Genomic DNA, 22,726 nt, shown 5'->3' on the forward strand with positions numbered 1-22,726 from the left:
CCGAGGGGGGCGTCAGCGGCATCCGTTGACCCGTTGCTCGGGCAGGAATTGGCAATCCGTGCCGTGATCGGCAATGATGTCCCTAGTGCGTTGTTTTCTCAGGATTTGCCCATTATGCTGAGGAGATAACAATCACAAGGATGCGTGTGCCTGTCCGGTGACAAGAGGTCGCCCGGCTGCCGCATCACGAACGCCTTTCGCGAGAAAGGTGCAGGCATGGAGAGATCCGATGACCAAGTCCGAGCTGATCGAACAGATAGCCATGCGACAGCCTGAGTTGTCGCTCAAGGATGTAGAGGCCGCGGTTCGCATCATCCTCGATGATGTGACAGACGCCCTGGCCCACGGCGGTCGCGTCGAGATTCGCGGTTTCGGCAGCTTCTCGCTGCACTATCGTGAGCCACGACTGGGGCGCAACCCCAAGACCGGTGAGCCGGTGGACCTGGATGGCAAGTTCGTCCCCCACTTCAAGCCCGGCAAGGAGCTGCGCGAGCAGGTCGATGCCAGTCGCGCCCTGGGGTATTGACGACAGCGCGACCGATGACAGTGCTAAAGACGACGGCGCGGCTGACTGACAGCGCTGTCCGCAGAGGAAGACCCGGCGTGACGGGGCCGGCTGGCTCAGCGCCGGCCGACATCTGCTCAAGCCGTCATGCCAGAGACGACAGCCACCCACCTCACGGCGTCGCCGCCAAGACTCGCGCGATGGGCAGTGATACACTCGCTCCCAGATGATTCACGACTGCATTTCATGACAAGGAAACCGTTATGCGTTGGCTAAAAGGTCTCGTTCTGGCCGTGATCCTGCTGATCGTCCTGCTGGTCGGTATTCTCTTTGCCGTTCACAACCAGCAAGCCGTGCCCCTCGACCTCATCTGGGTAGAGCTGCCTGCTGCGTCCCTTTCCATGTGGCTGCTGTTCTCGCTGGCCGTCGGCGTCGTGCTTGGCATGGTCGCGATGACCGGCATGTACCTGCGACTGCGCACGCTGTTGACCCGTGCCCAGCGTCGCAACCAGCAGCAACGCAAGGAACTGGACCAACTGCGCATCCAGGAGATCAAGGAAGTGGCATAAATGCCTGATCTGATATTGCTGGGATTGCTGATGGCGGCCATCGCCATCGGATTCTGGCTGGGGCGGCGTGATCGTCGCCCCGATGAACAAGCACCGGCTCCTGCCACCCTGTCCCGCGACTACTTCGTCGGCCTCAATCATCTGCTCAACGAGCAGCCTGATCGTGCCATCGAAACCTTCGTTCAGGCCCTGGAAGTCAACAGCGACACCGTCGATACCCACATCGCGCTGGGCAATCTCTATCGCAGTCGCGGCGAAGTCGATCGTGCCGTCAAGATTCACCAGAACCTGCTGGCCCGCCCTGCCCTGGATAGCGAACAGGGCGAGCGTGTCCAGCTGGAACTGGCCCGCGACTTCATGCGCAGCGGTGTCTATGACCGCGCCGAGAAGCTGCTGGAAACCCTCCTCAAGCAAGCGCAGCACGACAGCCATCGGCGTGCCGGCCGCCGCCTGTTGATCGACCTCCTCGAGCGGGAACGCGAATGGGAGGCCGCACTCGAAGTCGCCCACGCAATTCTGCGCCAGGAAGGCGGCATCCGCCGCGCGGCGGCTCACTGGCACTGCGAACTGGCCGCGCTGGATATCGCCGAAGGCAGCCAGGCAATGGCCCGCAAGCGCCTCAAGCAGGCGCTCTCCACCGACGAGAAATGCGTACGCGCCAACTGGATGCTGGCCGAGATCGAATTCGATCATGCCAACTACAAGCAGTGCATCCGCCTGCTGCAGCGCATTCCGCGTCAGGACACCGGCTTCACCCCCATCATCCTCGAGCCACTGGGCAACGCCTTTCGCATGCTGGATGACGAGAGCGGCCTGGTACGCCTGCTGCATCAGGAAGTCGAGCGCGCGCCCTACACCACGACGGTAATCAGCCTTGCGCAACTGATCGAGCGCCGCGAGGGTGTCGAGGCCGCCGCCAGCTTCGCCAGCGAGCAGCTGCATCGTCACCCCAGCCTGCGCGGCGTCGACTATCTGCTCGATCTCTACCTGCTGGATGCCGACGAGCGCGAGACCGAGCGTTTCAATCTGCTCAAGCGTCATACCCAGCAACTGATCCAGGCGCGTCCTCGCCATCGCTGTCATCGCTGCGGCTTCGAAGCCTCGATGCTGCTCTGGCAATGTCCGAAGTGCCGCCACTGGGGCACGGTCAAGCCGATCACCGGTCTGGAAGGCGAGTAACGGCGCCAGCTGTTAGACAGATACCAGCAGACAGACCACAGACACCAGAACGAAAAGCCCCCTGCAGCACGCTGCAGGGGGCTTTTTCATGCCGCTTTGATGACTTCCGGGCTGGCGCTATCGAACTGACACTACCGAGCATATCAGCCCTGCTCGGCGGCACGCTCGCGCAGGCGTGGCGAGAGCAGCTCGCCCACGAGACAGGCTGCCAGGATGACGGCCACGAAATACGGCCAGTCACCGAATGACAGCTCTGCGACGCCCAGGGCATCGACGAAGATCGCCAGAATGCAGACCGGACTGACATAGCGAATCATGAACAGCCACAGACGATAGCCGGCATCGCTCAGATTCAGCTCATCGCGCAGCATGCTGCTCTTGAAGACGAACCCGGCCAGCAGCGCCATGGCGATGCCACCGATCGGCATCATCCAGCGCGAGGTCAGGTAATCGAGCCAGTCGAAGAAGTGCTTGCCGGCCAGCGACCAGTCCGCGCCGAGATTGAACGACAGCATCGCGAACATCGCCACCAGCCACAGCACGCTGCCAGCCAGCCACGAGGCCTTGGTGCGGCTCATATTGCGGTTCTCGCTCAGCCAGGCGACGGTCGCCTCGATCATCGAGATGGCGGAGGTCAGGGCGGCGATCGAGAGCATGGCGAAGAACAGCACCCCGAACAGCTGCCCGAAGGGCATCTGGTTGAAGGCCACCGGCAGACTCATGAAGATCAGCCCCGGCCCGGAGGACGGGTCCATGCCATTGGCGAAGATGATCGGGAAGATCGCCAGACCCGCCATCAGTGCCACCAGGGTATCGGCAATCGCCACCGTGAAGGTAGTGCGGGCGATGGAAGTGCCCGACGGCAGGTAGGAGCCGTAGGTGAGGATGGCGCCGGAGGCCAGCGACAGGGTAAAGAAGGCATGCCCCAGCGCGGCCAGCACCCCTTCGCTGCTCAAGCGCGTGACATCGAAATCGAACAGGAAGTGGAAGCCTGCCGAGAAGTTGCCCGAGGTCAGGGCATAGCCGATCATGATCAGCAGCATGATCACCATGCCCGGCATCATCCAGCGCACGCTCTTCTCGACGCCGTCCTGCACCCCGCGCCCGACGATCAGCATCGTCACCACCGTCACCAACGTGGCCCAGCCACCCAGCGCCCAGGGGTTGGCGTTGCCGGCCTCGAAGATGGCGCCCAGCTCCGCGACGCTGTGTCCGGACAGCGCGCCACTGGCCATCTTCCACAGGTAACTGAACGACCACCCCGCCACCACGACATAAAACGACAGGATCATGAAGCCGGCCAGCATCGCGATCCAGCCGAAGACCTTCCACAACGGACTGGCCCCCGCTTCACGCGCCAGATTGGCAATCGCCTCGATGGGGCTGCCGCGCCCGCGCCGCCCGAAGGCGATCTCCGCCATCATCACGGGCACGCCCACGGCGAGAATGCAGGCCAGATACACCAGCACGAAGGCGCCACCGCCGTACTCACCGGTGATATAGGGAAACTTCCAGATATTGCCCAGCCCTACCGCGGAACCGGTAGCTGCAAGGATGAAGCCCCAGCGACTGATCCAGAGATTCTTGGGTTGCTGTCTTGCCGTCATGGAATACCTTACGAGTTATTGTTGTGAGCCAGTGGTGATCGACGCAACGCCTGGCCGTCTTGGGTGCTCACACAGACCATTTTACTGATATGAAGCAGGTTCGTCCGCGATTCCCATCGAAAATCACCACGATTCCCTCAGAATTCCTCTGCGAAACCGCCATCACCACATGACGGCAATCACTCTACATTAGATGCTTCAAATTGGTAACATTTGAAACGATACCTGCCTCCCAGGCCTGACAAGCAACCTCGCCTGAGACGCCCCGCGCCGCAAAAGGACCCGACATCACCGCATCACTGGAGTAGGCTCATTCAAGAGACGCAGACCAGAACGCTCTGGCTAGAGAGGGCTGGGCCAGAGAGTGCTGGGCCAGAGAGCGCTAAGCCTGAGAATGCCTGGCCAGAGAGCGTCTGGACAAAGAGCGTCTGGCCTCACCCAGCAGCGCAGACAAGGAGTCGTCATGCATCGTCAATTCGCGGTTATCGGACTGGGCTATTTCGGCAGCACCGTCGCGCGGGAGCTCAGGCGCCATGACCATGAAGTGCTCGGCGTGGACGCCGATGAGAAGCGCCTCAATGCCGTGGCAGACCTGCTCAACCAGGCCGTGATCGCAGACCCCACCGACGAACATGCCCTGCAGGAGCTGGGGCTTGAGCAGTACGACGCCGTCTTGATCGATCTGGCCGACTCGATGGAACAGAGCCTGATCTGCGCGCTGCTGGCCAAGGAGCTCGGCGCCAGGGAGCTGTGGGTCAAGGCCACCTCGGATGCACACCACAAGCTGCTCAGTCGTCTGGGTGTCGATCACATCGTGCATCCGGAGTACGACCTGGGCGTGCGTGTGGCAGAAAGCCTCGCCTACCACGCCATGGTCGACTTCATCCATCTCGGCGATCACCAGTTCGTGGTCGAACTGGAAGTCAGTGCACGACTGGGCGATGACTGCCAGCAGCTCGATCAGCTGCCCATCGATGACGACATCAGCGTGATCGCGCTGCGCAAGGGCAAGACCCTCGACCGCCAACCCTCCGGCAGCACGCGACTGGCCGCCGGTGACCATCTGGTCCTGATCGGCGAGCTGAGCGCGCTGCGCAAGCTGGGAGCGCATCTATGAGGCAGCGCTACCGGCGCTATCTCCGCCCCCTGACCCGCAGCCCACGCGGGCCCATCATCCATCTGTCGCCGCCGGAGATTCTGCTGAGCGGCTTTCTGGGCTTCGGCATGCTGGGCGCCTGCCTGCTGAAACTGCCCGGCATGCACCAGCAAGGGCTGAGCTGGCTGTCGGCGCTGTTCACCGCAACCTCTGCCGTCACGGTCACCGGACTCTCCGTCACTCCGCTAAGCGACTTCACCCTCGCGGGCCAGACCGTCGTGCTGATACTGATCCAGCTCGGCGGTCTCGGCTTCATGACCATCGCCGCCCTGTCGCTGGTGATGCTGGGCCAGCGCCTGCCGATGCATCAGACCAGTCTGCTGCGCGAGGCACTCAATCGCAGCAGCTCACGCGAGATAGGCCGCCTGCTCAAGATCATCACCGCCTTTGCGCTGACGCTCGAGCTGGCAGGCGCCTCCTTGCTGGCGTTGGACTGGGTGCCAGAGTACGGCTGGCAGGAGGGGCTCTGGCTGAGCCTCTTCCACTCGGTCTCGGCCTTCAACAATGCCGGCTTCACCCTGTGGCCGGACAGCCTGATGCGCGAGGCGGCCAACCCCCTGACCAGCGGCGTGATCGGAGTCCTGTTCATGACCGGCGGCATCGGCTTTGCCGTCATCGGCGAGCTGCGCGAGCGGCGGCGCCAACATGGCTGGCGCGTATTGCTGCAGCCGTCACGCTTCTCGGTGCAGACACGCCTGGTGATCGAAGCCACCGTGGCGCTCAACCTGCTGAGCCTGGTGGTGATACTGGCGCTTGAATGGCGCAACCCCGGCACGCTGGGCGCCATGGCCAGTCACGGCGAACGCCTGCTCGCCGCTGCCTTCATGGCCATCACACCGCGCACCGCCGGGTTCAGCGTCATCGATTCCGCCGAGATGACACAAGCCTCGACCCTGTGGACCATGGCGTTGATGTTCATCGGCGGCGGCAGCGGCTCGACGGCCAGCGGCATCAAGTTGACCACCTTCGTGGTGCTGCTGCTGACCACACGTGCCTTTCTGCGCAGCGAGCCCTCCCCTACCCTGCACGGCCGCCGCATCGGCGATGACACCGTCTTCAAGTCGATCGCCGTGGCACTGGCGGCGATGTTGCTGATCTTCAGCATGCTGTTCGGCCTGACCATCACCGACCCGGACCACGCCTTCCTGTCGCTGGCCTTCGAGACCGTCTCGGCCTTCGGCACCGTCGGCCTGAGCCACGGCCTGACGCCCGAGCTCTCGCCCGGCGGGCAATTGCTGCTCATCGCGACCATGCTGCTGGGCCGCACCGGACCACTCGCCCTCGGCTACCTGCTGGCGACCCGCAGCCGCCCCGGCATCAGCTATGCGCGTACCGAGCTCTCGATCGGCTGATGGCGCACAGCGATAACACAAGAAACGACGCCTCAGAACGACGCCTCAGAACGACGCCTCAGAACGACGCCTCAGAACGACGAAAGCCCCGACGCAGGGCGTCGGGGCTTTCGTGAGCATGGTCACCCGCTCAGGGAGCGGCGGGTGAGGTCAGGCAATGACCTCAGTGATCATCATCATGATCATCGTGGTCATCATGCTCTTCAAGACGCTGATGTGCGTGCGTCTCGCCGTCGTACTCATCCACTCGGGCCTTGAGCTTCTGACCTGGGCGGAATGTCACCACGCGACGCGCGGAGATCGGAATCTCCTCGCCTGTCTTGGGATTGCGCCCCGGACGTTCGCGCTTGTCACGTAGATCGAAGTTGCCGAAACCGGACAGCTTCACCTGTTCATTTTCCCGCAGGCAACCGCGAATCTCGTCGAAGAATACCTCTACCATCGACTTGGCTTCGCGCTTGGACATGCCGAGTTCTGCGTGCAGATGCTCGGCAAGTTCCGCCTTGGTCAACGCTCCCATGTCCGCTCCCTCGTTCAAGTGGCGACTCATGCTCTCAGCGCCGCCCCGAAACGTGTGTGGCCATCGGTGACGATCGCATCGACTAACTGATTGATTTCCTCATCATTCAGCGTGCGCGAAGGATGCTGCCAGGTCAAGCCCAGGGCGAGCGACTTGTGACCATCGGCTACCCCCTGCCCCTGATAGACGTCAAACAGGCGCAGGTCCGTCAGCCATTCACCGGCTTGCGAGCGGATGGCGTCGAGCAGCGACTGCACGTGAACGCCCTCTTCGACCACGAAGGCCAGGTCACGACGCACTTCCGGATACCTGGAGAGCGGCGCGAAGCGCGGCAGACGGCCTGCGCAGGCAGAGGCCAGCGTGATCTCGAACACGAACACCTCGACCTTCAGGCCAAGCTCGGCGCGCGCCGCCGGGTGCAGGGCACCCATCCAGCCCGCCGGCTCGCCATTGAAGAACAGCTGAGCGCACTGACCCGGGTGCAGTGCCGGATGCTCGGCGGCTTCGAAGCGCCAGGCATCCAGATTGCCGCCCAGTGCCAGCAGTGCCTCGACATCGCCCTTGAGGTCGAAGAAATCGACCTTGTCACGACCGCCATTCCAGCCTTCCGGCAGACGTGCACCGGTGATCAGGCCGCCGATCATCGGCGTCTGCTCGAGGGAGTCCAGCTCACCGCGGAACACAAGCCCGGTCTCGAACAGGCGCACGCGCGACTGCTGACGATTCAGGTTGTGGCTCAGCGCCTTGACCAGCCCCGGCAGCAGCGAGCTGCGCATCACGGCCATGTCGCTGGAAATCGGGTTGGCCAGTGCCGGCGCCACCCCTTGCGGGTCCAGCGTCTTCTGCAGCTCAGGGGCGACGAAGCTGTAGCTGATCGCTTCCTGATAGCCCCGCGCCACCAGCTGACGACGCAGGCTGGTCAGCGGCTGGGTGGTCTCATTGGCCACGGCCGGTGCCAGACGCGCGTTCGGACGGCTGACCGGCAGATTGTTGTAGCCGTGGATGCGCGCCAGCTCTTCGATCAGGTCAGCCTCGATGCTGACATCGAAACGCCAGCTCGGCACCGTCACCTGCCATTGGCTATCGCCATTCGCGGCGACCTGCATGCCCAGACGCTCGAGAATCTCGACGATTTCGTCATCCGGCAGCGCCATGCCCAGCGTGCGCTCGACACTGGCGCCGCTCAGGCTGACGACGGCGGCCTTGGGCAGCGCTGCGTCGCTGGCGACCTCGATGATCGGGCCCGGCTTGCCGCCGGTGATCTCGAGCAGCAGGGCCGTCGCGCGCTCGATGGCATCACGCTGCAGCTGGGCGTCCACACCACGCTCGAAACGATGCGAGCTGTCGGTGTGCAGGCCGTAGCTGCGCGCCTTGCCAGCGACGCTCAACGGCGCGAAGAAGGCCGACTCGAAGAAGATGTCGCGCGTCTCGGCGTTCACACCACTGCCTTCGCCGCCCATCACGCCAGCGATGGCCAGCGGGCCCTTCTCGTCGGCGATAACCAGGGTGTCGTCACGCAGTGCGACTTCCTGACCGTCGAGCAGCGTCAGCGGCTCTTCAGCGGCTGCCATGCGCACCTCGATGCCACCGTTCAGGCGTGCCAGATCGAAGGCGTGCATCGGCTGGCCGAGTTCGAGCAGCACGTAGTTGGTGACGTCGACGACGGGGTCAATGCTGCGGATACCACTGCGACGCAGGCGCTCCTCGAGCCACAGCGGCGAGGTCGCGGCGACATTGACGTCACGCACGACACGTCCCAGATAGCGCGGGCACGCCTCTGGCGCGCTGACGGTGACCGGGAAGGTATCGTCGATCTGGGCGGCGACCGGCTCGATGCTCGGCGCCGTGACGGCGAGACGGTTGAGCACGCCGACTTCGCGCGCCAGACCCTTGACGCTCAGGCAGTCGCCGCGGTTCGGGGTCAGATCGACCTCGATGGCGTTGTCGTCAAGACTCAGGAAGTCACGTGCATCACGGCCCACCGGCGCGTCCGCGGCCAGCACCATGATGCCGTCGGAGGCTTCGGCTTCCAGACCCAGCTCGGAGGCACCGCAGATCATGCCGCGGGATTCGACACCGCGCAGCTTGGCCTTGCGAATCTTGAAGTCGCCCGGCAGCTTGGCGCCGACCTGAGCGAAGAGCACCTTCTGGCCAGCGGCGACATTCGGCGCGCCACAGACGACCTGCACCAGTGCACCGCTGCCATCATCCACCTGGCAGACATTGAGGCGATCAGCCTCCGGGTGCGGTTGCTTGTCCTTGACCTCGGCCACGACCACACCGGTGAACTCACCGGCGACCGCTTCGATACCATCGACTTCCAGACCGGCCATGGTGACCTGATCGGCCAGCTGCTGGGTGTTCAGTTCCGGCGACACCCACTCACGCAGCCACTGTTCGGAAAATTTCATCTTGCTGTCCTGTTCCGTAAGTTCACGCCCTCAAGGCGCGATACGTGAATGAGTGCCTAGCTGAACTGGCGAAGGAAACGCAGGTCGTTCTCGAAGAACAACCGCAGGTCGTTGACGCCGTAACGCAGCATCGCCAGACGCTCCGCGCCCATGCCGAAGGCGAAGCCGCGGAAGCGCTCGCTATCGATACCGGAGTGACGGAAGACTTCCGGATGCACCATGCCGCACCCCATCACCTCGAGCCAGCCGGTGTGGGAGCAGACACGACAGCCGTCACCGGCACACATCACGCACTGGATATCGACTTCAGCGGACGGTTCGGTGAACGGGAAGTAGGACGGACGGAAGCGCACTTCCAGGTCATCACGCTCGAAGAAGGCATGCAGGAACTCTTCGACGGTGCCCTTGAGGTCGGCGAAGCTGACATTCTCGTCGACCAGCAGACCCTCGACCTGGTGGAACATCGGGGTATGGGTCAGATCGGAGTCACAGCGATAGACGCGGCCCGGGCAGACGATGCGCAGCGGCGGCTCACTGGCCTTCATGCTGCGCACCTGCACCGGTGAGGTGTGGGTCCGCAGCAGACGCGTGGCGTCGAAATAGAAGGTGTCATGCATCGCGCGCGCCGGGTGATGCGACGGGATGTTCAGCGCTTCGAAGTTGTGATGGTCATCTTCGATTTCCGGCCCTTCTGCGACACCGTAACCGATGTGCGAGAAGAAGCTTTCGATACGCTCAAGCGTGCGGGTGACCGGGTGCAGGCCGCCTACCGGCTCACCACGGCCCGGCAGGGTCACATCGACGCGCTCGGCGGCAAGACGCGCATTGAGCGCCGCCGTTTCCAGCGTATTGCGACGTGCATCCAACTCGCCACTCAGCAGCTGCTTGGCTTCGTTGATGGTCTCACCGGCCTTGGGACGCTCTTCGGGGGACAGCTTGCCGAGGCCCTTGAGCAGTGCGGTGATCTCGCCCTTCTTGCCGAGAAAACGTACCCGTACCTCGTCGAGGGTCTGGACGTCTTCGGCCGCCTGGATCGCGGTGCGTGCTTCGTCCACCAGGGTGGAAAGATGTTCCATCCGTTCAGCTCCGATCGCTTGAGTCACTGGCGCGGCAATGTCCGCCACCAATGGAAGTCGCGCCGACCCGAAGGTCGGCAGGGAGAGCGCTCCGCCTGCGGTGAGTCACACAGACGATCGCGCCCTTGCCAGAGACCGGCCCACAACGCGGCCAGTCCCGTTCATGTCGCTGCTGACCCACCGCCGGTTCTCTGACGGCAGGCCAAACAAAAACAGGGGAAGAGCGGCTGCTCTTCCCCTGTGACGTAACACGTCATCTCGATACCGCCTGAGTTGTCCAATGCAAGCATTCGACAGTCACGGCCCGGTTCGCCACCTGAGCGGCTCGCCGGGACTGGGCGACATCTGATCCGGTCACTTACTGAGCAGCCTTGGCCTTCTCGACGATGGCAGCAAAGGCAGCTTTTTCGTGAACCGCGATATCGGCGAGGACCTTGCGGTCGATCTCGATATTGGCCTTCTTCAGGCCAGCGATGAAGCGGCTGTAGGACATGCCATTGATGCGGGCCGCAGCGTTGATACGCGCGATCCACAGGGCACGGAACTGACGCTTGCGGACACGACGGTCACGGTAAGCGTACTGGCCGGCCTTGATGACAGCCTGCTTGGCTACGCGGAAGACGCGTGAACGCGCTCCGTAGTAACCCTTGGCCTGCTTCATGATCTTCTTGTGACGGCGACGTGCGACGACGCCACGCTTGACGCGGGACATAGCGTACTCCTGATATTAAGAAAGTTGGACCGAGGTAAGGACGGCTTACAGGTTCGGCAGCATGCGCTGGATCAGCGCCTTGTCTGCAGCGTGAACCTGCTTCATGCCACGCAGCTGACGCTTACGCTTGGTCGACTTCTTGGTCAGGATGTGGCTACGGAAGGACTGCTTGTGCTTGAAGCCGTTGGCAGTCTTCTTGAAGCGCTTGGCAGCGCCGCGGTTAGTCTTGATCTTCGGCATGAGTATTAACTCCGCTCGGTTTCTTGAGAAAATCCAGGGCCGACAAAAAGAGCCACGCCCGCAGGCGTGACCCTGATGTGTCCGTTTTACTGCCTATGGATCACTTCTTTTTCGGCGCGAGAATCATGATCATCTGACGGCCTTCCATTTTCGGGAAGGACTCGACGGTCACGAGCTCCGAGAGGTCGCCGGCGATCCGTTCCATCAGCTTGCGGCCGATGTCCTGGTGCGCCATTTCGCGACCACGGAAGCGCAAGGTTACCTTACCCTTGTCTCCGCCTTCGATGAAGCGAGTCAGGTTGCGTAGCTTGACCTGATAATCGCCTTCATCGGTACCAGGACGGAATTTGACTTCCTTGACCTGGATCTGTTTCTGCTTCTTCTTCTGCAGATTCTTCTGTTTCTTCTCGTCGAAAAGAAACTTGCCGTAATCCATGATCTTGCAGACGATGGGGTCGGCATTGGAAATCTGGACGAGGTCGAGCCCTGCCTCTTCGGCCTTGACAAGCGCATCTTTGGTTGACACTACGCCAACCTGCTCGCCATCTGCGTCGATGAGGCGGACTTCGTCCGCACGAATACGGTCATTGATGGGAGCCCGCTTTTCCTGGGGGCGTCCGCGCTGATTATTCCGCTTGATCGTTGCGTCTCCGTTTGGCTGAAATTCGTTACTGTCAGACCTGTTCTTCCTTCAGGCGTTCCATGAATTCTGAAACTTTCATGGTGCCGAGGTCTTCACCGGAACGGGTTCTGACAGCTACTGCATCAGCTTCCACTTCCTTGTCGCCAACGACGATGAGGTAAGGAACCTTCTGCAGAGTATGCTCACGGATTTTAAAGCCGATCTTCTCGTTCCTCAAGTCTGCTTTGACACGGATGTCATGTTTCTCGAGGCGGGAGACCAGATCCTTGGCATATTCTGCCTGGGAATCCGTGATATTCATTACGACAACCTGCTCCGGGGCGAGCCAGAATGGCATCGCGCCTGCGTGGTGCTCGATCAGGATGCCGAGGAAGCGCTCGAAGGAGCCGAGAATCGCGCGGTGCAACATGACCGGCATGCGACGCTCTCCACTTTCATCGACAAACTGGGCACTGAGACGCTCAGGCAGATTGAAGTCGAGCTGTAGAGTACCACACTGCCAGACACGATTCAGACAATCTCGCAGAGAGAATTCAATCTTTGGTCCATAGAAGGCACCCTCACCCGGCTGCAGCTCCCACGGCAGGCCAGTCGCATCCAGTGCTGCCTGCAGGCCGGCTTCGGCCTTGTCCCACGCTTCCGGCTCACCGATGAAGGATTCCGGACGGGTGGAGAGCTTCAGTTCGACGTCTTCGAAACCGAACTGACGGTAGACTTCCAGCGTCAGACGGATGAAGTCCTCGGCCTCGGACTCGACCTGATTCTCGGTACAGAAGATGTGGGCGTCATCCTGGGTGAAGCCACGCACACGCATCAGGCCATGCAGAGAGCCGGACGGCTCGTTGCGGTGGCAGGAGCCGAACTCGGCCAGACGCAGCGGCAGGTCACGGTAGCTCTTCAGACCCTGATTGAAGACCTGGACGTGACACGGGCAGTTCATCGGCTTGACCGCGTACTCACGCTTCTCGGACTCGGTGGTGAACATCAGCTCGTTGTAATGCCCCCAGTGCCCGGACTTCTTCCACAGCGAAAGATCGACCACCTGCGGCGTCTTGATCTCCTGGTAGCCATTGGCACGCTGGATACGACGCATGTACTGCTCGAGCACCTGATACATGGTCCAGCCATTCGGGTGCCAGAACACCATGCCCGGCGCTTCTTCCTGCATATGGAAGAGGTCCAGCTTCTTGGCCAGCTTGCGGTGATCGCGCTTCTCGGCTTCCTCGAGACGCTTGAGGTAGGCCTTGAGCTGCTTCTTGTCTGGCCAGGCGGTGCCATAGATGCGGGTCAGCATCGGCTTGGTGGAATCACCACGCCAGTAGGCACCGGCCAGCTTGAGCAGCTGGAAGTGCTTCAGGTGACGGGTATTCGGCACGTGCGGGCCGCGGCACATGTCGGTGTATTCTTCGTGGTGGTAAAGGCGGATGGTGTCGCCTTCGCCGATGCCCTCGATGATCTCCTGCTTGTACGGCTCATCGCGCTTCTCGAAGGCGGCCATGGCCTGGTCACGCGAGACATACTCACGCACCACATCGTACTCGCTGTCGATCAACTGCTTCATGCGCTTCTCGATGGTCTCGAGATCTTCCGGGGTGACCGAGCGGCCAAAGTCGATGTCGTAATAGAAACCGTCATCGATGACCGGGCCGATGGCCATCTTGGCCTCCGGGTAGAGCTGCTTGACGGCATGACCGATCAGGTGCGCGCAGGAGTGACGAATCACGTCCAGGCCTTCCGCATCACGCGCCGTGAGAATGGCGACGTTGGCGTCTTCGGTGATCATGTCAGCGGCATCGACCTCGACGCCATTGATCTTGCCGGCCACACAGGCCTTGGCAAGACCGGGACCGATGGACTCGGCCAGCTGCATCACGGAAATCGGGGTATCGAAGGTACGCTGGCTGCCGTCAGGCAGAGTAACGATAGGCATGAAGAATTCCTTGCGTTCAGTGGTGGCCCTTACCAAGGGTCACGTGAAGCGAATTTGGCCGAACGCGGGGCGTCGGCTCGAAATGGGGGCAATGACGATCACGCCCCTCACGCTACTGACCCCGGCCTACAATGCCTGGGGCGCCGCCCACTGCCCCATGATGATCGAGCGACCAGTCAGGGTGTGGACACATAACGCGGGAACATGAACGAGGCAAGACCTTAGCAGCCCGTTCAAAAGTCGTAAAGATACGCTTGAGCCACTGGAGGCCATGCACGACACGAACGCAGACGGGGCACCCTGAGGCGCCCCGTCTGATTCAGCTTACCGCGTTCGGCTTACTTGACTTCAGCAAGCTCGACACGACGGTTTTCGGCACGGCCTGCAGCGGTATCGTTGCTGGCGACCGGCTGCTCTTCACCGTAACCCACAGTCTGGATACGGTTGGCGCCAACACCTTCGGAAGCCAGGTAGGCCTTCACGGAGTCAGCACGCTTCTGGGACAGCTGCTTGTTGTAGGAGTCAGAACCCACGGAGTCAGTGTGACCTTCGACGCGAACGCGGACGTTCTCGTTGGAGACCAGCTTGGCCGCCACACCGTTCAGCACTTTCTCGGCGTTGGCAGTCAGCTTGGCGGAGTCGAACTCGAAGTTCACGTCACGCAGGACGAGGTCAGCGACACAGCCCAGGGCATTGACCTTGGCGCCGGCCGGGGTGTTCGGGCACTGGTCCTGGTAGTCCGGCACGCCGTCACCGTCGGAATCGAGCGGGCAGCCTTTCGCGTCAACAGTGACGCCGGCCGGAGTACCCGGGCACTGGTCCTTGTAGTCAGCAACGCCGTCACCGTCGGTGTCCAGCGGGCAGCCTTTCGCATCAACAGCGACGCCTGCCGGAGTCCCCGGGCATTCGTCACGGTCGTTCGGCACGCCGTCGCCATCGTCGTCCATGGACTTCGGAGCATCGTCAGCACACAGCAGTGCGCCAGCGGTCGCGCCGCCGACAGCACCCAGAGAAGCGCCGGTGTCTTCGTCGCTGTCGCCAGAGACGCCGTAACCAATCCCGCCACCGATCAGGCCACCGGCCAGACCGCAGACGAACGGCTGGCTGTACCAGGGCTTCTCAGCAGATGAAGACTGGGAAGCAGAGCTTGCGCAGCCAGACAGGCCAACAACCAATGCAGAACCCAGAACCAGGCCAGTCGTAGATCTTTTCATGTAAGACTCCTTCTTAACACAGCGCAATATGTAACGAGGGTGTTACGTATCGACTCAGTATAAGAGCCGAACTCGTTACGATGAAAGGAATTTTATTCAAATCTTCCTTTAAGAAGAAAGCACATGCAGGTGCGTCCTTCCAGCTCTGATCGGGTCTGTTTCCCTTGAAAACGGTACCGATCCTCAGGCATACGGTGAAGGAAAACAGTGTTTTTTGCAACGTCGAAAAACTTTGACACTAACTGTATCAGAATGGCGACGCTGTAAAACCCCTGTTTTACTCTCTTCCAAGGTGCTGGCGAACCAGCCCCTCGAAAATCTCGACGCCGGGCGCCAACAGCGTATCAGGAAAATCGTAATCGGGGTGGTGAAGCCCCGGCATTTCCTCACCTGCGCCAAATGTGAACATGGCGGCGTGGCAGTCACGTGCCAGCACGCCAAAGTCCTCGGACCAGCGATGTGCCTGAGAAAGTTCCACGCAATCAAGCCCTTGCTGTCGCGCCACGCGGCGAATCATGTCGTTCGCCTCAGGCGAATTCCAGGTCGCATCGAAGGTGTCACACCAGTCCACATCGATGCCCAGACGGTCTTCTTCCGCCTCGCTGCGCGCCAGTGACACCGCCGCTTCGGCTAGCGCCTTCATCATGTCATCGCTCTCGGTGCGCAGGGTGACCATCACCTCGGCGTCGCCCGGTGAGGTGCCGAACGCGACCTCGCCCAGGCGCGCATGAATCAGGGTCACCATCGCAAGTCCGGTCTCATCGGCAAATTGCAACGGCAGACGCGACAGGCCTTGCATGATGCGACACATGGCCATCGCCGGGCTGCGACCATTTCCCGGGTGGGCCGCATGTGCACAGAGCCCGGAAAGCCGCACGATCATGCCGCGTGAGGCACAGGTGAAGGCATGGTCGCGCACGCTGACTTCCCCGAGGGGGCGCCCCGGCAAGTTGTGGCACGAATAGAGATAGTCCGGCTTGAGCGCGGCAAAGGCCTTGCTGCGCACGACGGCGCGCGCGCCTTCACCGGTTTCCTCGGCGGGCTGGAACAGCAACACCACCTCGCCCATGGCAACCGGAGACGCCGCCAGGCGCTGCGCCACGCCCAGCATCCAGCTCATGTGGCCGTCATGGCCGCACAGGTGCCCGACATGCGGATGGCAGGAGGACCAGTCGCCGCGCGGCGCCTCATCGATGGGCAGCGCATCCAGCTCACAGCGCAGCATGACGCGCGGGCCTGGCTCGGCGCCGCGGAAGATGGCGGCCAGACCATGCCCGCCCAGCCCGCTGACCACCTCGGCGCCGGCCTCCTGCATCCAGCCGGCGATGCAGGAGGCCGTGGCGGCTTCCTGTCCGGAGAGTTCCGGTGAACGGTGCAGCGCGTGACGCAGCTCGGCCAGCGGCGTGCCCAGCAAGGAAAGTGTCGTGTTCATGCCTGCCTCTTGAAGTCTCATCAGACGGCCTGCCCCAGATCTGCTGGCGAAGCGGGACGCTTGCGCCCCAGGTAATGCTGATGCCAGAATTCCATGTTGCTCAGCACGCGACTCGCCGCCAGCTGCAGCGGCTCCGCCAGCGCTTCCTCGACGGCGATGCGCTCCTTGTCTTCGGCCAGACGCTCACGCGGCGACAGCTCCTTGCGCGCCGAATGGGTGTGCAGGTGTGACACCCGCCCATGCAGGACACCAAAGACCGAGAGCACGTCATCTTCGGCCAGACTGGTATCGAGAATCTCGATCAACACCTTGCAGCGCAGACCGCCTTCCACCATGTCGACCTGCCCGGCCTGCATGGCGCGTGCGATGGCTTCGAGGCTTTCCAGACAGTTGGCGCGCGCCTGGATGAGCTCTTGCTCGCGACGCGCCTCACGCACCTTGACCTCGCGGCGCAGCTTGAGGGCATAGAACGCCAATCCCGCGATGATGATGATCGCGATGACGGCCAGAATGATGCTGATAGTCAGGGACATGCCTTTCTCCTGCGGTAAACAAGCCATGAGTATAGGGACTGCACACGCGACACCCAAGGCGGGGCACTGCGACCGATGACCACGTAGCCCGCCCTCACCCACGCCTTGCGTCAACAAAAGGCCCCGCATCAGGGATACGGGGCCAGTCGTGTCATTCACTCTTGCACGCTTTTCTCTGTCGCACTCATGCTTCGTCCGGCACGCGAGCGGTCAATCTGTCAGCACAGATCTTCACCGCCCCGCCATCAAGGCCTCGAAGCTGGCCTTGAGCTTGAGATTCTGCGCCTGATGCGAGTAATTGCGTGCCAGGCTGGCCAGCGCAGCGCTCAGCGCCTGCGTGTCGCTCTCGAGCAGATGGATGCAGCGCTCGGCCCACTGCTGTGGCGTGGACTCTGCCGCCATGACCAGCTCAGGGTAGTCATCGAGCAGCTCGGCCGAGCCGACACGCGCATTGAGCAGCACCGGCGCACCACAGGCCATCGCCTCCAGCGCGACACGCCCGAATTCCTCGATATGGGCCGGCATCACGAACAGGTCCAGCGCACCGTAGAGCGTCTCGACCTCGGGAATGGTCGAGCGCCAGATCATGCGCTCGGCGATGCCCGCCTCCCTGGCCTGCTGCTGGTAAGGCGCGGCATCATCCTTGCCTACCACCAGGAAGCGATAGCGGCCCGGTGAGGCCTGCTCCATCAGCGCTGCCATCGCCACGAAGCCTGCCACGTTGCGCTTGGTGAAGTTGCCGGATGACACCAGACCGACCAGCAGCTCATCCTCAGCCACGCCCAATGCCTCACGCTGGGCGGTGCGCCCTGCGCGCGCGCGATCTACCGTGAATTGCACCGGGCCATAGCCCGGGTAGCTGATCTCGATCCGCTCAGGCGCAATACCGTAGCGCGCCATCAGGTCCTCGCCCATCATGCGCGAATTGACCGCGACCTGACGGAACTTGCCACCCTTGAGCACGTGATCATGAATCGCCGCCACTTCGTGGTCGCGAGGCAGCTCACGGCCATGGATGCACTGCGAGGCAAGGTGCACGCAATTGTGCAGATAGACGGTATCCGGGCTTTCGCAGTCACCATGACTGATCAGCAGGTCGGGCGCATGACGGCTGACCCAGGCCTGAACACGGCGATTGAACCAGAAACGTCGATACGCCCCCTTGAAGGGCCACCGCCACAGGCGCACCAGCTCCGCGCCGTGGGAGCGAGCCAGCTCAGGCTTGCCGCGCTCGGCGAGAATCACCACCCGATAGCCCAGTGCGCGCAACGCATCCGCCTGCTCGAAGGCATTGCGGCTGGCACCGGTATTCTTCTCGACCTGACGAATGGCGATCGCGGCCAGCTTGCCTGCACCAGTGCTCACGACGCCTCCTGCACACGGCGCATGGAGTCACCGCGACCGACCGCGTAGTACATCAGGCCGGCGGCCTTCATGGCGGCGGGCTCGAACAGGTTGCGGCCATCGACCACCACCGGGAAACCGAGCTGCGCCTTGAGCCACTCACCGTCCAGGGTGCGGAATTCCTTCCACTCGGTGCACACCACCAGCGCATCGGCACCCTTGACCGCCTGCTGACGGTCCGCGACCAGCACCAGGTCGTCGCGCTCGCCGTAGATGCGGCGGCATTCCTTCATCGCTTCCGGGTCATAGGCCTGCACGGTCGCACCAGCGGCCCACAGCGCTTCCATCAGCGTGCGGCTCGGCGCGTCGCGCATGTCATCGGTGTTGGGCTTGAAGGCCAGCCCCCAGACGGCGATGGTCTTGCCCTTGAGATCACCATCGAAGGCCCGCGACAGCTTGTCGAACAGCGTGACCTTCTGGCGCTTGTTGACGGATTCCACGGCGGTCAGCAGCTCGGCGTCATAGCCGACCTGACTGGCAGTACGCGCCAATGCCTGGACATCCTTCGGGAAGCAGGAACCGCCATAGCCACAACCGGGATAGATGAAGTGGTAGCCGATACGCGGGTCACTGCCGATGCCGCGACGCACTTCCTCGATGTCCGCGCCCAGGCGCTCGGCCAGATTGGAGATCTCGTTCATGAAGCTGATCTTGGTCGCCAGCATGGCGTTGGCGGCGTACTTGGTCAGCTCGGCGGCGCGCACATCCATGAACATCAGCTTTTCATGGTTGCGGTTGTAGGGGGCGTAGCATTCGCGCATGCGCTCACGCACCTTCTCGGAATCGGTGCCGACCACGATGCGCGCGCCACGCGTGAAGTCCTCAAGCGCCGCGCCTTCCTTGAGGAATTCCGGGTTGGAACAGACATCGAAGTCGACACGTTCGCCGCGCTCGGCAAGCACTTCGGCGACTCGCGCCGTGACACGATCTGCCGTGCCCACCGGCACGGTGGACTTGTCGATGATGACCTTGTAGTCATTCATGTGCTCGCCGATGGTGCCGGCCACCGCAAGCACGTACTTGAGGTCGGCGCTGCCGTCTTCGTCCGGCGGTGTGCCCACGGCGATGAACTGCAGCACGCCGTGCTCGACGGCCTGACGGGCGTCAGTGGTGAAGTTGAGGCGGCCGGCCTCGACATTGCGCAGCACCATGCTCTCCAGCCCCGGCTCGAAGATAGGGATCTCGCCTTGCTTGAGGCCATCGATCTTGGCCGCATCAACGTCCATGCAGATCACGTCATGGCCGACGTCGGCCAGACAGGTGCCAGTCACCAGGCCTACGTAGCCTGTTCCGAAGACAGTGATTTTCATGTCAGTCCTTGAGGGTTTCTGAAGGTAATGAAGCAGGTGACAAGGTGAACGCCGACGAATCCTCCGACGGCGTCACGCGGGAATCCGGTTGTGGGGCTTGCCCGTCGCGTTTCGCGCCCTGCCCGGACATGAACTCCGGACGCTCCAGCAGCTCGGTGGTCGCCTCGACCGCTTCCTCGAGCTCTTCGGCACCCGGTGCGAGAGGTCGGGAAAGAAAGTCCGACGGCAGGGCTTCATAGAAGTTCAATCGTCCCAGCTGGTCCAGCACCGGATGACGCTCACGCGGCTGATAGCAGACCGCCCAGGGGGACAGGCACGGCTTGTCACCGGAGAAACGGATGCCCAGCCAGTCGCTGGCCAGATAGGGCAGGTCAAAACTGGCGAAAGGCTCATCGGCGTGCGAGCGCAGGCGTGTCAGCTCGCGCGCGGGATTGGGCGCCTGCCCCGTCTGCCACAGCCATAGCGGAATGCGGTACGGCGCCTGACTGGGGCGATCACCGCCATGCACATAGGCGTCACTGAGCGGGTCATGCTCGAGACCGTGGTCCGATAGATAGAGCACGCCAGCGGGTCGCCCCTCCAGGCGCTGGAAGACGCCCTCGATCACCTGATCCGTGAAGCGGATGCTGTCATCGTAGGCATCGGTCAGCGGCGAGCGGCTGTCCGGGGTCAGGAAATAGCGCAGTGAGTCCGGATACTGCAGGCTGGCCGGCGGGTGACTGCCGTAGAGATGCAGCACGATCAGCCGCGGCCCCTCGACCTCGCGCGCCAGCGCGTCATCAAGTGCATCCAGCAAGCCATCGTCATAGTCGGTCATGATGGTGCGAGCGACATCGGCACGCTGGGCGATGGCGGTGATCCAGGTACGCTCGGAAGTGATATCGAGCCCCTGGCGCGACAGCCACTCGGTATGATAGCCGGCCTGATTGGCCAACGAGATCAGATTGGCGTCCAGGTAGCGCGGCGAGAAGGTTCGCGGGTCGGTCAGACTGGCCAGCATCGGTACCGCCAGCACGGTCTGCGGCGCCGGCGCGATGGCCTGATCGAAGACCACCAGCTCGTCGCGACGCGCATCGAGATTCGGCGTCGTGGCGCGGGAATAGCCATACAGCGACAGCTGATCGCGGCGCTGGGATTCGCCGATGATCAGGACGAAGACAGCATCATCCGACACCTCGGGGCTGCGCGAGACGCCACCGAAATCATAGTCATCCGCCATCAGCGCCTTGTAGCGCTCCTTCTCCCACCAGGCATGCGAGGTGGTGGCCAGGTTCCAGCCCGGCGAGACCGACAGCGTCGTGATGGCCAACGGCACGCTGGCACGGCCCCACTGCCAGCTACCGACCAGCAGCATCAGCATCCAGAGCACGAAGGCGATTCCGCTGCGCCCGCCCAGCCGGACGCGAGCCAGCCCCGCCCCGAAGCGATTGCCCAGTGACAGTGCCAGCAGGAAGAACCCCAGCGGGACGATCAGGGCCAGCGGGAACTTGAACAGCATCGCCATCGATTCGCTGCGGCTGGTATCCAGCGAGCTGAGCGCGAAGGCCAGCCCATAGCGGGAATCGTAATAGACGGCGCTGACCACACTTGCGGAGAGATTGACGCCCAGCGCCGCCATCAGACCCAGCGCCGGCCAACGCCAGCGCGGACGATGCAGCGCCGCCAGCAGACACGGCCACAGCAACAGATTGCCGAACAGGATCAGGCCGCCCTCGAGCAGGCCGTGATAGATCAACGGCACCAGACTCGCCAGCAGGGCCAGCGTGATGGCGGAGATCACCCCGGCCCGCTTGCTCGCCTGATCACTGCGCGCAAACAGGCGACGGACGAGGCGCTGCAGCAGGCCCTTCATGCGCGTCCTCGCCATGATATGAACGCTTCAGCCCTCACGCGGGCCAATGGGTGCACGAGCCGTCGAGCCCCGGCCACCCTCAGACGTCCAGCGCCTGGCGCCAGCGACCATCCGCTTGGCCACAGGCGATGAAGAAGGGATTCACCAGCGTATCGCGGGCGTTGTAGTCCAGACGACGCGGTTGTGCGGGCAATGACTCGGCATCGAAGACCTGGCCGCCGGCCGCTTCCAGTACGGCCTGAGCCGCCGCGGTGTCCCACTCGCTGGTCGGCGCGTAGCGCGGATAGAGATCCGCATTGCCTTCCGCGATGCGACAGAACTTGAGCGAGCTGCCACAGCTGACGTTCTCCACCGGTGTCAGGCGCTCGATCAGCGCCGCCGTACGCGCATCGAGATGCGACTTGCTGGCCACGACTCTCAATACCTCGGGCTCCGGACTGACCGTGATCGCGACACGCCCGGTGGCGTCTTCCCGGAAGGCCCCCACGCCGGCGAGCCCGCTCCAAGTCGTCTCCAGTACCGGCGCATCCACCACGCCCAGCACGCTGCGCGAACCCTGGATCAGTGCCACGTTGACGGTGTATTCACCGCTGCCGGTGACGAATTCACGCGTGCCATCCAGCGGGTCGACCAGCCAGAAGGTCTGCCAGTCACGCCGCGCCGCGATATCGGCCTTGTCGCTCTCCTCCGAGAGCACCGGAATCTGCGGCGTCAGGCGGGCCAGCCCCTCGACCAGCACATGATGCGCCGCCATATCCGCCGCCGTGACGGGGCTGTCATCCGCCTTGGCACGCGTGCCGAGCTCTCCCCCACGGGCAACGGCGAGTATCGCCTGCCCCGCTTCACGGCAAAGCTGTTCAATGGCCGTCAGCAGTTCAAGATCGAGGGTGACATCAGACTGGGTCATGGGGGTCTCGCAGAGAATTCGAAGGAGTCGACACGGGCCCTTCGGCCCGCCGTCATCATACGCAAAAGCGGCCGCGGATGCTGCCCGCGACCGCTTCGAGAGGTCTTCACACAAGCGCCGTCAACTCAATCTCGGTCAACTCAAGCTCGGTCAACTCAAGCTCGGTCAACTCAA

20 protein-coding genes are annotated in these 22,726 nt (G+C 62.8%); 5 read left to right on the forward strand and 15 right to left on the reverse strand.

Going from position 1 to position 22,726, the window contains the following annotated elements; all coding sequences use genetic code 11:
- The first annotated feature begins 229 nt into the window (after positions 1-229).
- The 3 genes from QD356_RS08985 to lapB all read left to right on the forward strand — a co-directional run bounded on the left by QD356_RS08985 (position 230) and on the right by lapB (position 2,253).
- Positions 230-526 carry an integration host factor subunit beta gene (locus QD356_RS08985; protein ID WP_043335630.1) on the forward strand — a complete coding sequence of 99 codons (297 nt, stop codon included), beginning with the start codon at positions 230-232 and terminating at the stop codon, positions 524-526.
- A 242-nt stretch (positions 527-768) separates the two neighbouring features.
- Positions 769-1,074: a LapA family protein gene (locus QD356_RS08990; RefSeq protein WP_054555462.1), complete on the forward strand. Its 306-nt coding sequence runs from the start codon at positions 769-771 to the stop codon at positions 1,072-1,074.
- Positions 1,075-2,253: a lipopolysaccharide assembly protein LapB gene (gene lapB, locus QD356_RS08995; protein WP_043335632.1), complete on the forward strand. Its 1,179-nt coding sequence runs from the start codon at positions 1,075-1,077 to the stop codon at positions 2,251-2,253.
- Positions 2,254-2,396: 143 nt separating this feature from the next.
- Here the strand turns inward: lapB and QD356_RS09000 are convergent, their stop codons facing one another.
- Positions 2,397-3,860 (reverse strand): sodium-dependent transporter, encoded by a 1,464-nt coding sequence (locus QD356_RS09000; RefSeq protein WP_192837601.1) that lies wholly within the window; start codon positions 3,858-3,860, stop codon positions 2,397-2,399.
- A 463-nt stretch (positions 3,861-4,323) separates the two neighbouring features.
- On the opposite strand from QD356_RS09000, the gene QD356_RS09005 reads away from it, so the two are divergent.
- Both QD356_RS09005 and QD356_RS09010 read left to right on the forward strand, forming a co-directional pair.
- On the forward strand, positions 4,324-4,977 hold the full coding sequence (locus QD356_RS09005) for a TrkA family potassium uptake protein (RefSeq protein ID WP_043335637.1): 654 nt from the start codon (positions 4,324-4,326) through the stop codon (positions 4,975-4,977).
- Complete coding sequence (locus tag QD356_RS09010; RefSeq protein WP_192837600.1) at positions 4,974-6,368, forward strand: potassium transporter TrkG; 1,395 nt, start codon at positions 4,974-4,976, stop codon at positions 6,366-6,368. The genes QD356_RS09005 and QD356_RS09010 overlap by 4 nt, the downstream gene beginning before the upstream one ends.
- A gap of 163 nt (positions 6,369-6,531) precedes the next feature.
- Here the strand turns inward: QD356_RS09010 and ihfA are convergent, their stop codons facing one another.
- The 14 genes from ihfA to cysQ all read right to left on the reverse strand — a co-directional run bounded on the left by ihfA (position 6,532) and on the right by cysQ (position 22,552).
- Positions 6,532-6,888 carry an integration host factor subunit alpha gene (ihfA, locus tag QD356_RS09015; RefSeq protein ID WP_107336300.1) on the reverse strand — a complete coding sequence of 119 codons (357 nt, stop codon included), beginning with the start codon at positions 6,886-6,888 and terminating at the stop codon, positions 6,532-6,534.
- A 26-nt stretch (positions 6,889-6,914) separates the two neighbouring features.
- Positions 6,915-9,299, reverse strand: coding sequence for a phenylalanine--tRNA ligase subunit beta (pheT, locus tag QD356_RS09020; RefSeq protein ID WP_192837599.1), 2,385 nt, complete (start codon positions 9,297-9,299; stop codon positions 6,915-6,917).
- 56 nt (positions 9,300-9,355) lie between these two features.
- Entirely contained in the window at positions 9,356-10,375 is a 1,020-nt protein-coding gene (gene pheS, locus QD356_RS09025; RefSeq protein ID WP_166018712.1) for a phenylalanine--tRNA ligase subunit alpha, read from the reverse strand.
- A 358-nt stretch (positions 10,376-10,733) separates the two neighbouring features.
- A complete protein-coding gene (gene rplT / locus QD356_RS09030; RefSeq protein ID WP_043335644.1) occupies positions 10,734-11,087 on the reverse strand; it encodes a 50S ribosomal protein L20 in 354 nt (117 codons plus the stop codon).
- Positions 11,088-11,132: 45 nt separating this feature from the next.
- Positions 11,133-11,327, reverse strand: coding sequence for a 50S ribosomal protein L35 (rpmI, locus tag QD356_RS09035; protein ID WP_043335648.1), 195 nt, complete (start codon positions 11,325-11,327; stop codon positions 11,133-11,135).
- A 100-nt stretch (positions 11,328-11,427) separates the two neighbouring features.
- The gene (gene infC / locus QD356_RS09040) at positions 11,428-11,967 is read right to left on the reverse strand and encodes a translation initiation factor IF-3 (protein ID WP_082388253.1); all 540 of its coding nucleotides are present in this window, start codon (positions 11,965-11,967) and stop codon (positions 11,428-11,430) included.
- Positions 11,968-12,001: 34 nt separating this feature from the next.
- Positions 12,002-13,900 carry a threonine--tRNA ligase gene (thrS, locus tag QD356_RS09045; RefSeq protein ID WP_043335653.1) on the reverse strand — a complete coding sequence of 633 codons (1,899 nt, stop codon included), beginning with the start codon at positions 13,898-13,900 and terminating at the stop codon, positions 12,002-12,004.
- Positions 13,901-14,238: 338 nt separating this feature from the next.
- Entirely contained in the window at positions 14,239-15,114 is an 876-nt protein-coding gene (locus QD356_RS09050) for an OmpA family protein (RefSeq protein ID WP_043335655.1), read from the reverse strand.
- Between the two features lie 277 nt (positions 15,115-15,391).
- Positions 15,392-16,546 carry an amidohydrolase gene (locus QD356_RS09055; protein WP_192837598.1) on the reverse strand — a complete coding sequence of 385 codons (1,155 nt, stop codon included), beginning with the start codon at positions 16,544-16,546 and terminating at the stop codon, positions 15,392-15,394.
- 20 nt (positions 16,547-16,566) lie between these two features.
- Positions 16,567-17,079 (reverse strand): DUF2489 domain-containing protein, encoded by a 513-nt coding sequence (locus QD356_RS09060; RefSeq protein ID WP_082388255.1) that lies wholly within the window; start codon positions 17,077-17,079, stop codon positions 16,567-16,569.
- A 231-nt stretch (positions 17,080-17,310) separates the two neighbouring features.
- Positions 17,311-18,444: a glycosyltransferase family 4 protein gene (locus QD356_RS09065; protein WP_192837597.1), complete on the reverse strand. Its 1,134-nt coding sequence runs from the start codon at positions 18,442-18,444 to the stop codon at positions 17,311-17,313.
- The gene (locus tag QD356_RS09070; RefSeq protein WP_192837596.1) at positions 18,441-19,793 is read right to left on the reverse strand and encodes a UDP-glucose/GDP-mannose dehydrogenase family protein; all 1,353 of its coding nucleotides are present in this window, start codon (positions 19,791-19,793) and stop codon (positions 18,441-18,443) included. The genes QD356_RS09065 and QD356_RS09070 overlap by 4 nt, the downstream gene beginning before the upstream one ends.
- A gap of 1 nt (position 19,794) precedes the next feature.
- Positions 19,795-21,645, reverse strand: a complete 1,851-nt coding sequence (locus tag QD356_RS09075; RefSeq protein WP_192837595.1) for a sulfatase-like hydrolase/transferase — start codon at positions 21,643-21,645, stop codon at positions 19,795-19,797.
- A gap of 79 nt (positions 21,646-21,724) precedes the next feature.
- On the reverse strand, positions 21,725-22,552 hold the full coding sequence (cysQ, locus tag QD356_RS09080; protein ID WP_107336293.1) for a 3'(2'),5'-bisphosphate nucleotidase CysQ: 828 nt from the start codon (positions 22,550-22,552) through the stop codon (positions 21,725-21,727).
- Between the last annotated feature and the right edge of the window lie 174 nt (positions 22,553-22,726).

This window comes from Cobetia sp. 2AS (genome assembly GCF_029846355.1).
GTDB lineage: Bacteria > Pseudomonadota > Gammaproteobacteria > Pseudomonadales > Halomonadaceae > Cobetia > Cobetia amphilecti.

Excerpts from the sequence above, each read along its gene's own strand:
- pheS (WP_166018712.1), bottom strand. The coding sequence starts at position 10,375 with ATGGAACATCTTTCCACCCTGGTGGACGAAGCACGCACCGCGATCCAG.
- QD356_RS09005 (WP_043335637.1), top strand. The coding sequence starts at position 4,324 with ATGCATCGTCAATTCGCGGTTATCGGACTGGGCTATTTCGGCAGCACC.
- cysQ (WP_107336293.1), bottom strand. The coding sequence starts at position 22,552 with ATGACCCAGTCTGATGTCACCCTCGATCTTGAACTGCTGACGGCCATT.
- pheT (WP_192837599.1), bottom strand. The coding sequence starts at position 9,299 with ATGAAATTTTCCGAACAGTGGCTGCGTGAGTGGGTGTCGCCGGAACTG.
- QD356_RS09070 (WP_192837596.1), bottom strand. The coding sequence starts at position 19,793 with ATGAAAATCACTGTCTTCGGAACAGGCTACGTAGGCCTGGTGACTGGC.
- QD356_RS09000 (WP_192837601.1), bottom strand. The coding sequence starts at position 3,860 with ATGACGGCAAGACAGCAACCCAAGAATCTCTGGATCAGTCGCTGGGGC.
- thrS (WP_043335653.1), bottom strand. The coding sequence starts at position 13,900 with ATGCCTATCGTTACTCTGCCTGACGGCAGCCAGCGTACCTTCGATACC.
- rplT (WP_043335644.1), bottom strand. The coding sequence starts at position 11,087 with ATGTCCCGCGTCAAGCGTGGCGTCGTCGCACGTCGCCGTCACAAGAAG.
- QD356_RS09060 (WP_082388255.1), bottom strand. The coding sequence starts at position 17,079 with ATGTCCCTGACTATCAGCATCATTCTGGCCGTCATCGCGATCATCATC.
- QD356_RS08985 (WP_043335630.1), top strand. The coding sequence starts at position 230 with ATGACCAAGTCCGAGCTGATCGAACAGATAGCCATGCGACAGCCTGAG.
- QD356_RS09055 (WP_192837598.1), bottom strand. The coding sequence starts at position 16,546 with ATGAACACGACACTTTCCTTGCTGGGCACGCCGCTGGCCGAGCTGCGT.
- rpmI (WP_043335648.1), bottom strand. The coding sequence starts at position 11,327 with ATGCCGAAGATCAAGACTAACCGCGGCGCTGCCAAGCGCTTCAAGAAG.
- QD356_RS09075 (WP_192837595.1), bottom strand. The coding sequence starts at position 21,645 with ATGAAGGGCCTGCTGCAGCGCCTCGTCCGTCGCCTGTTTGCGCGCAGT.
- QD356_RS09050 (WP_043335655.1), bottom strand. The coding sequence starts at position 15,114 with ATGAAAAGATCTACGACTGGCCTGGTTCTGGGTTCTGCATTGGTTGTT.
- ihfA (WP_107336300.1), bottom strand. The coding sequence starts at position 6,888 with ATGGGAGCGTTGACCAAGGCGGAACTTGCCGAGCATCTGCACGCAGAA.
- lapB (WP_043335632.1), top strand. The coding sequence starts at position 1,075 with ATGCCTGATCTGATATTGCTGGGATTGCTGATGGCGGCCATCGCCATC.
- QD356_RS08990 (WP_054555462.1), top strand. The coding sequence starts at position 769 with ATGCGTTGGCTAAAAGGTCTCGTTCTGGCCGTGATCCTGCTGATCGTC.
- QD356_RS09010 (WP_192837600.1), top strand. The coding sequence starts at position 4,974 with ATGAGGCAGCGCTACCGGCGCTATCTCCGCCCCCTGACCCGCAGCCCA.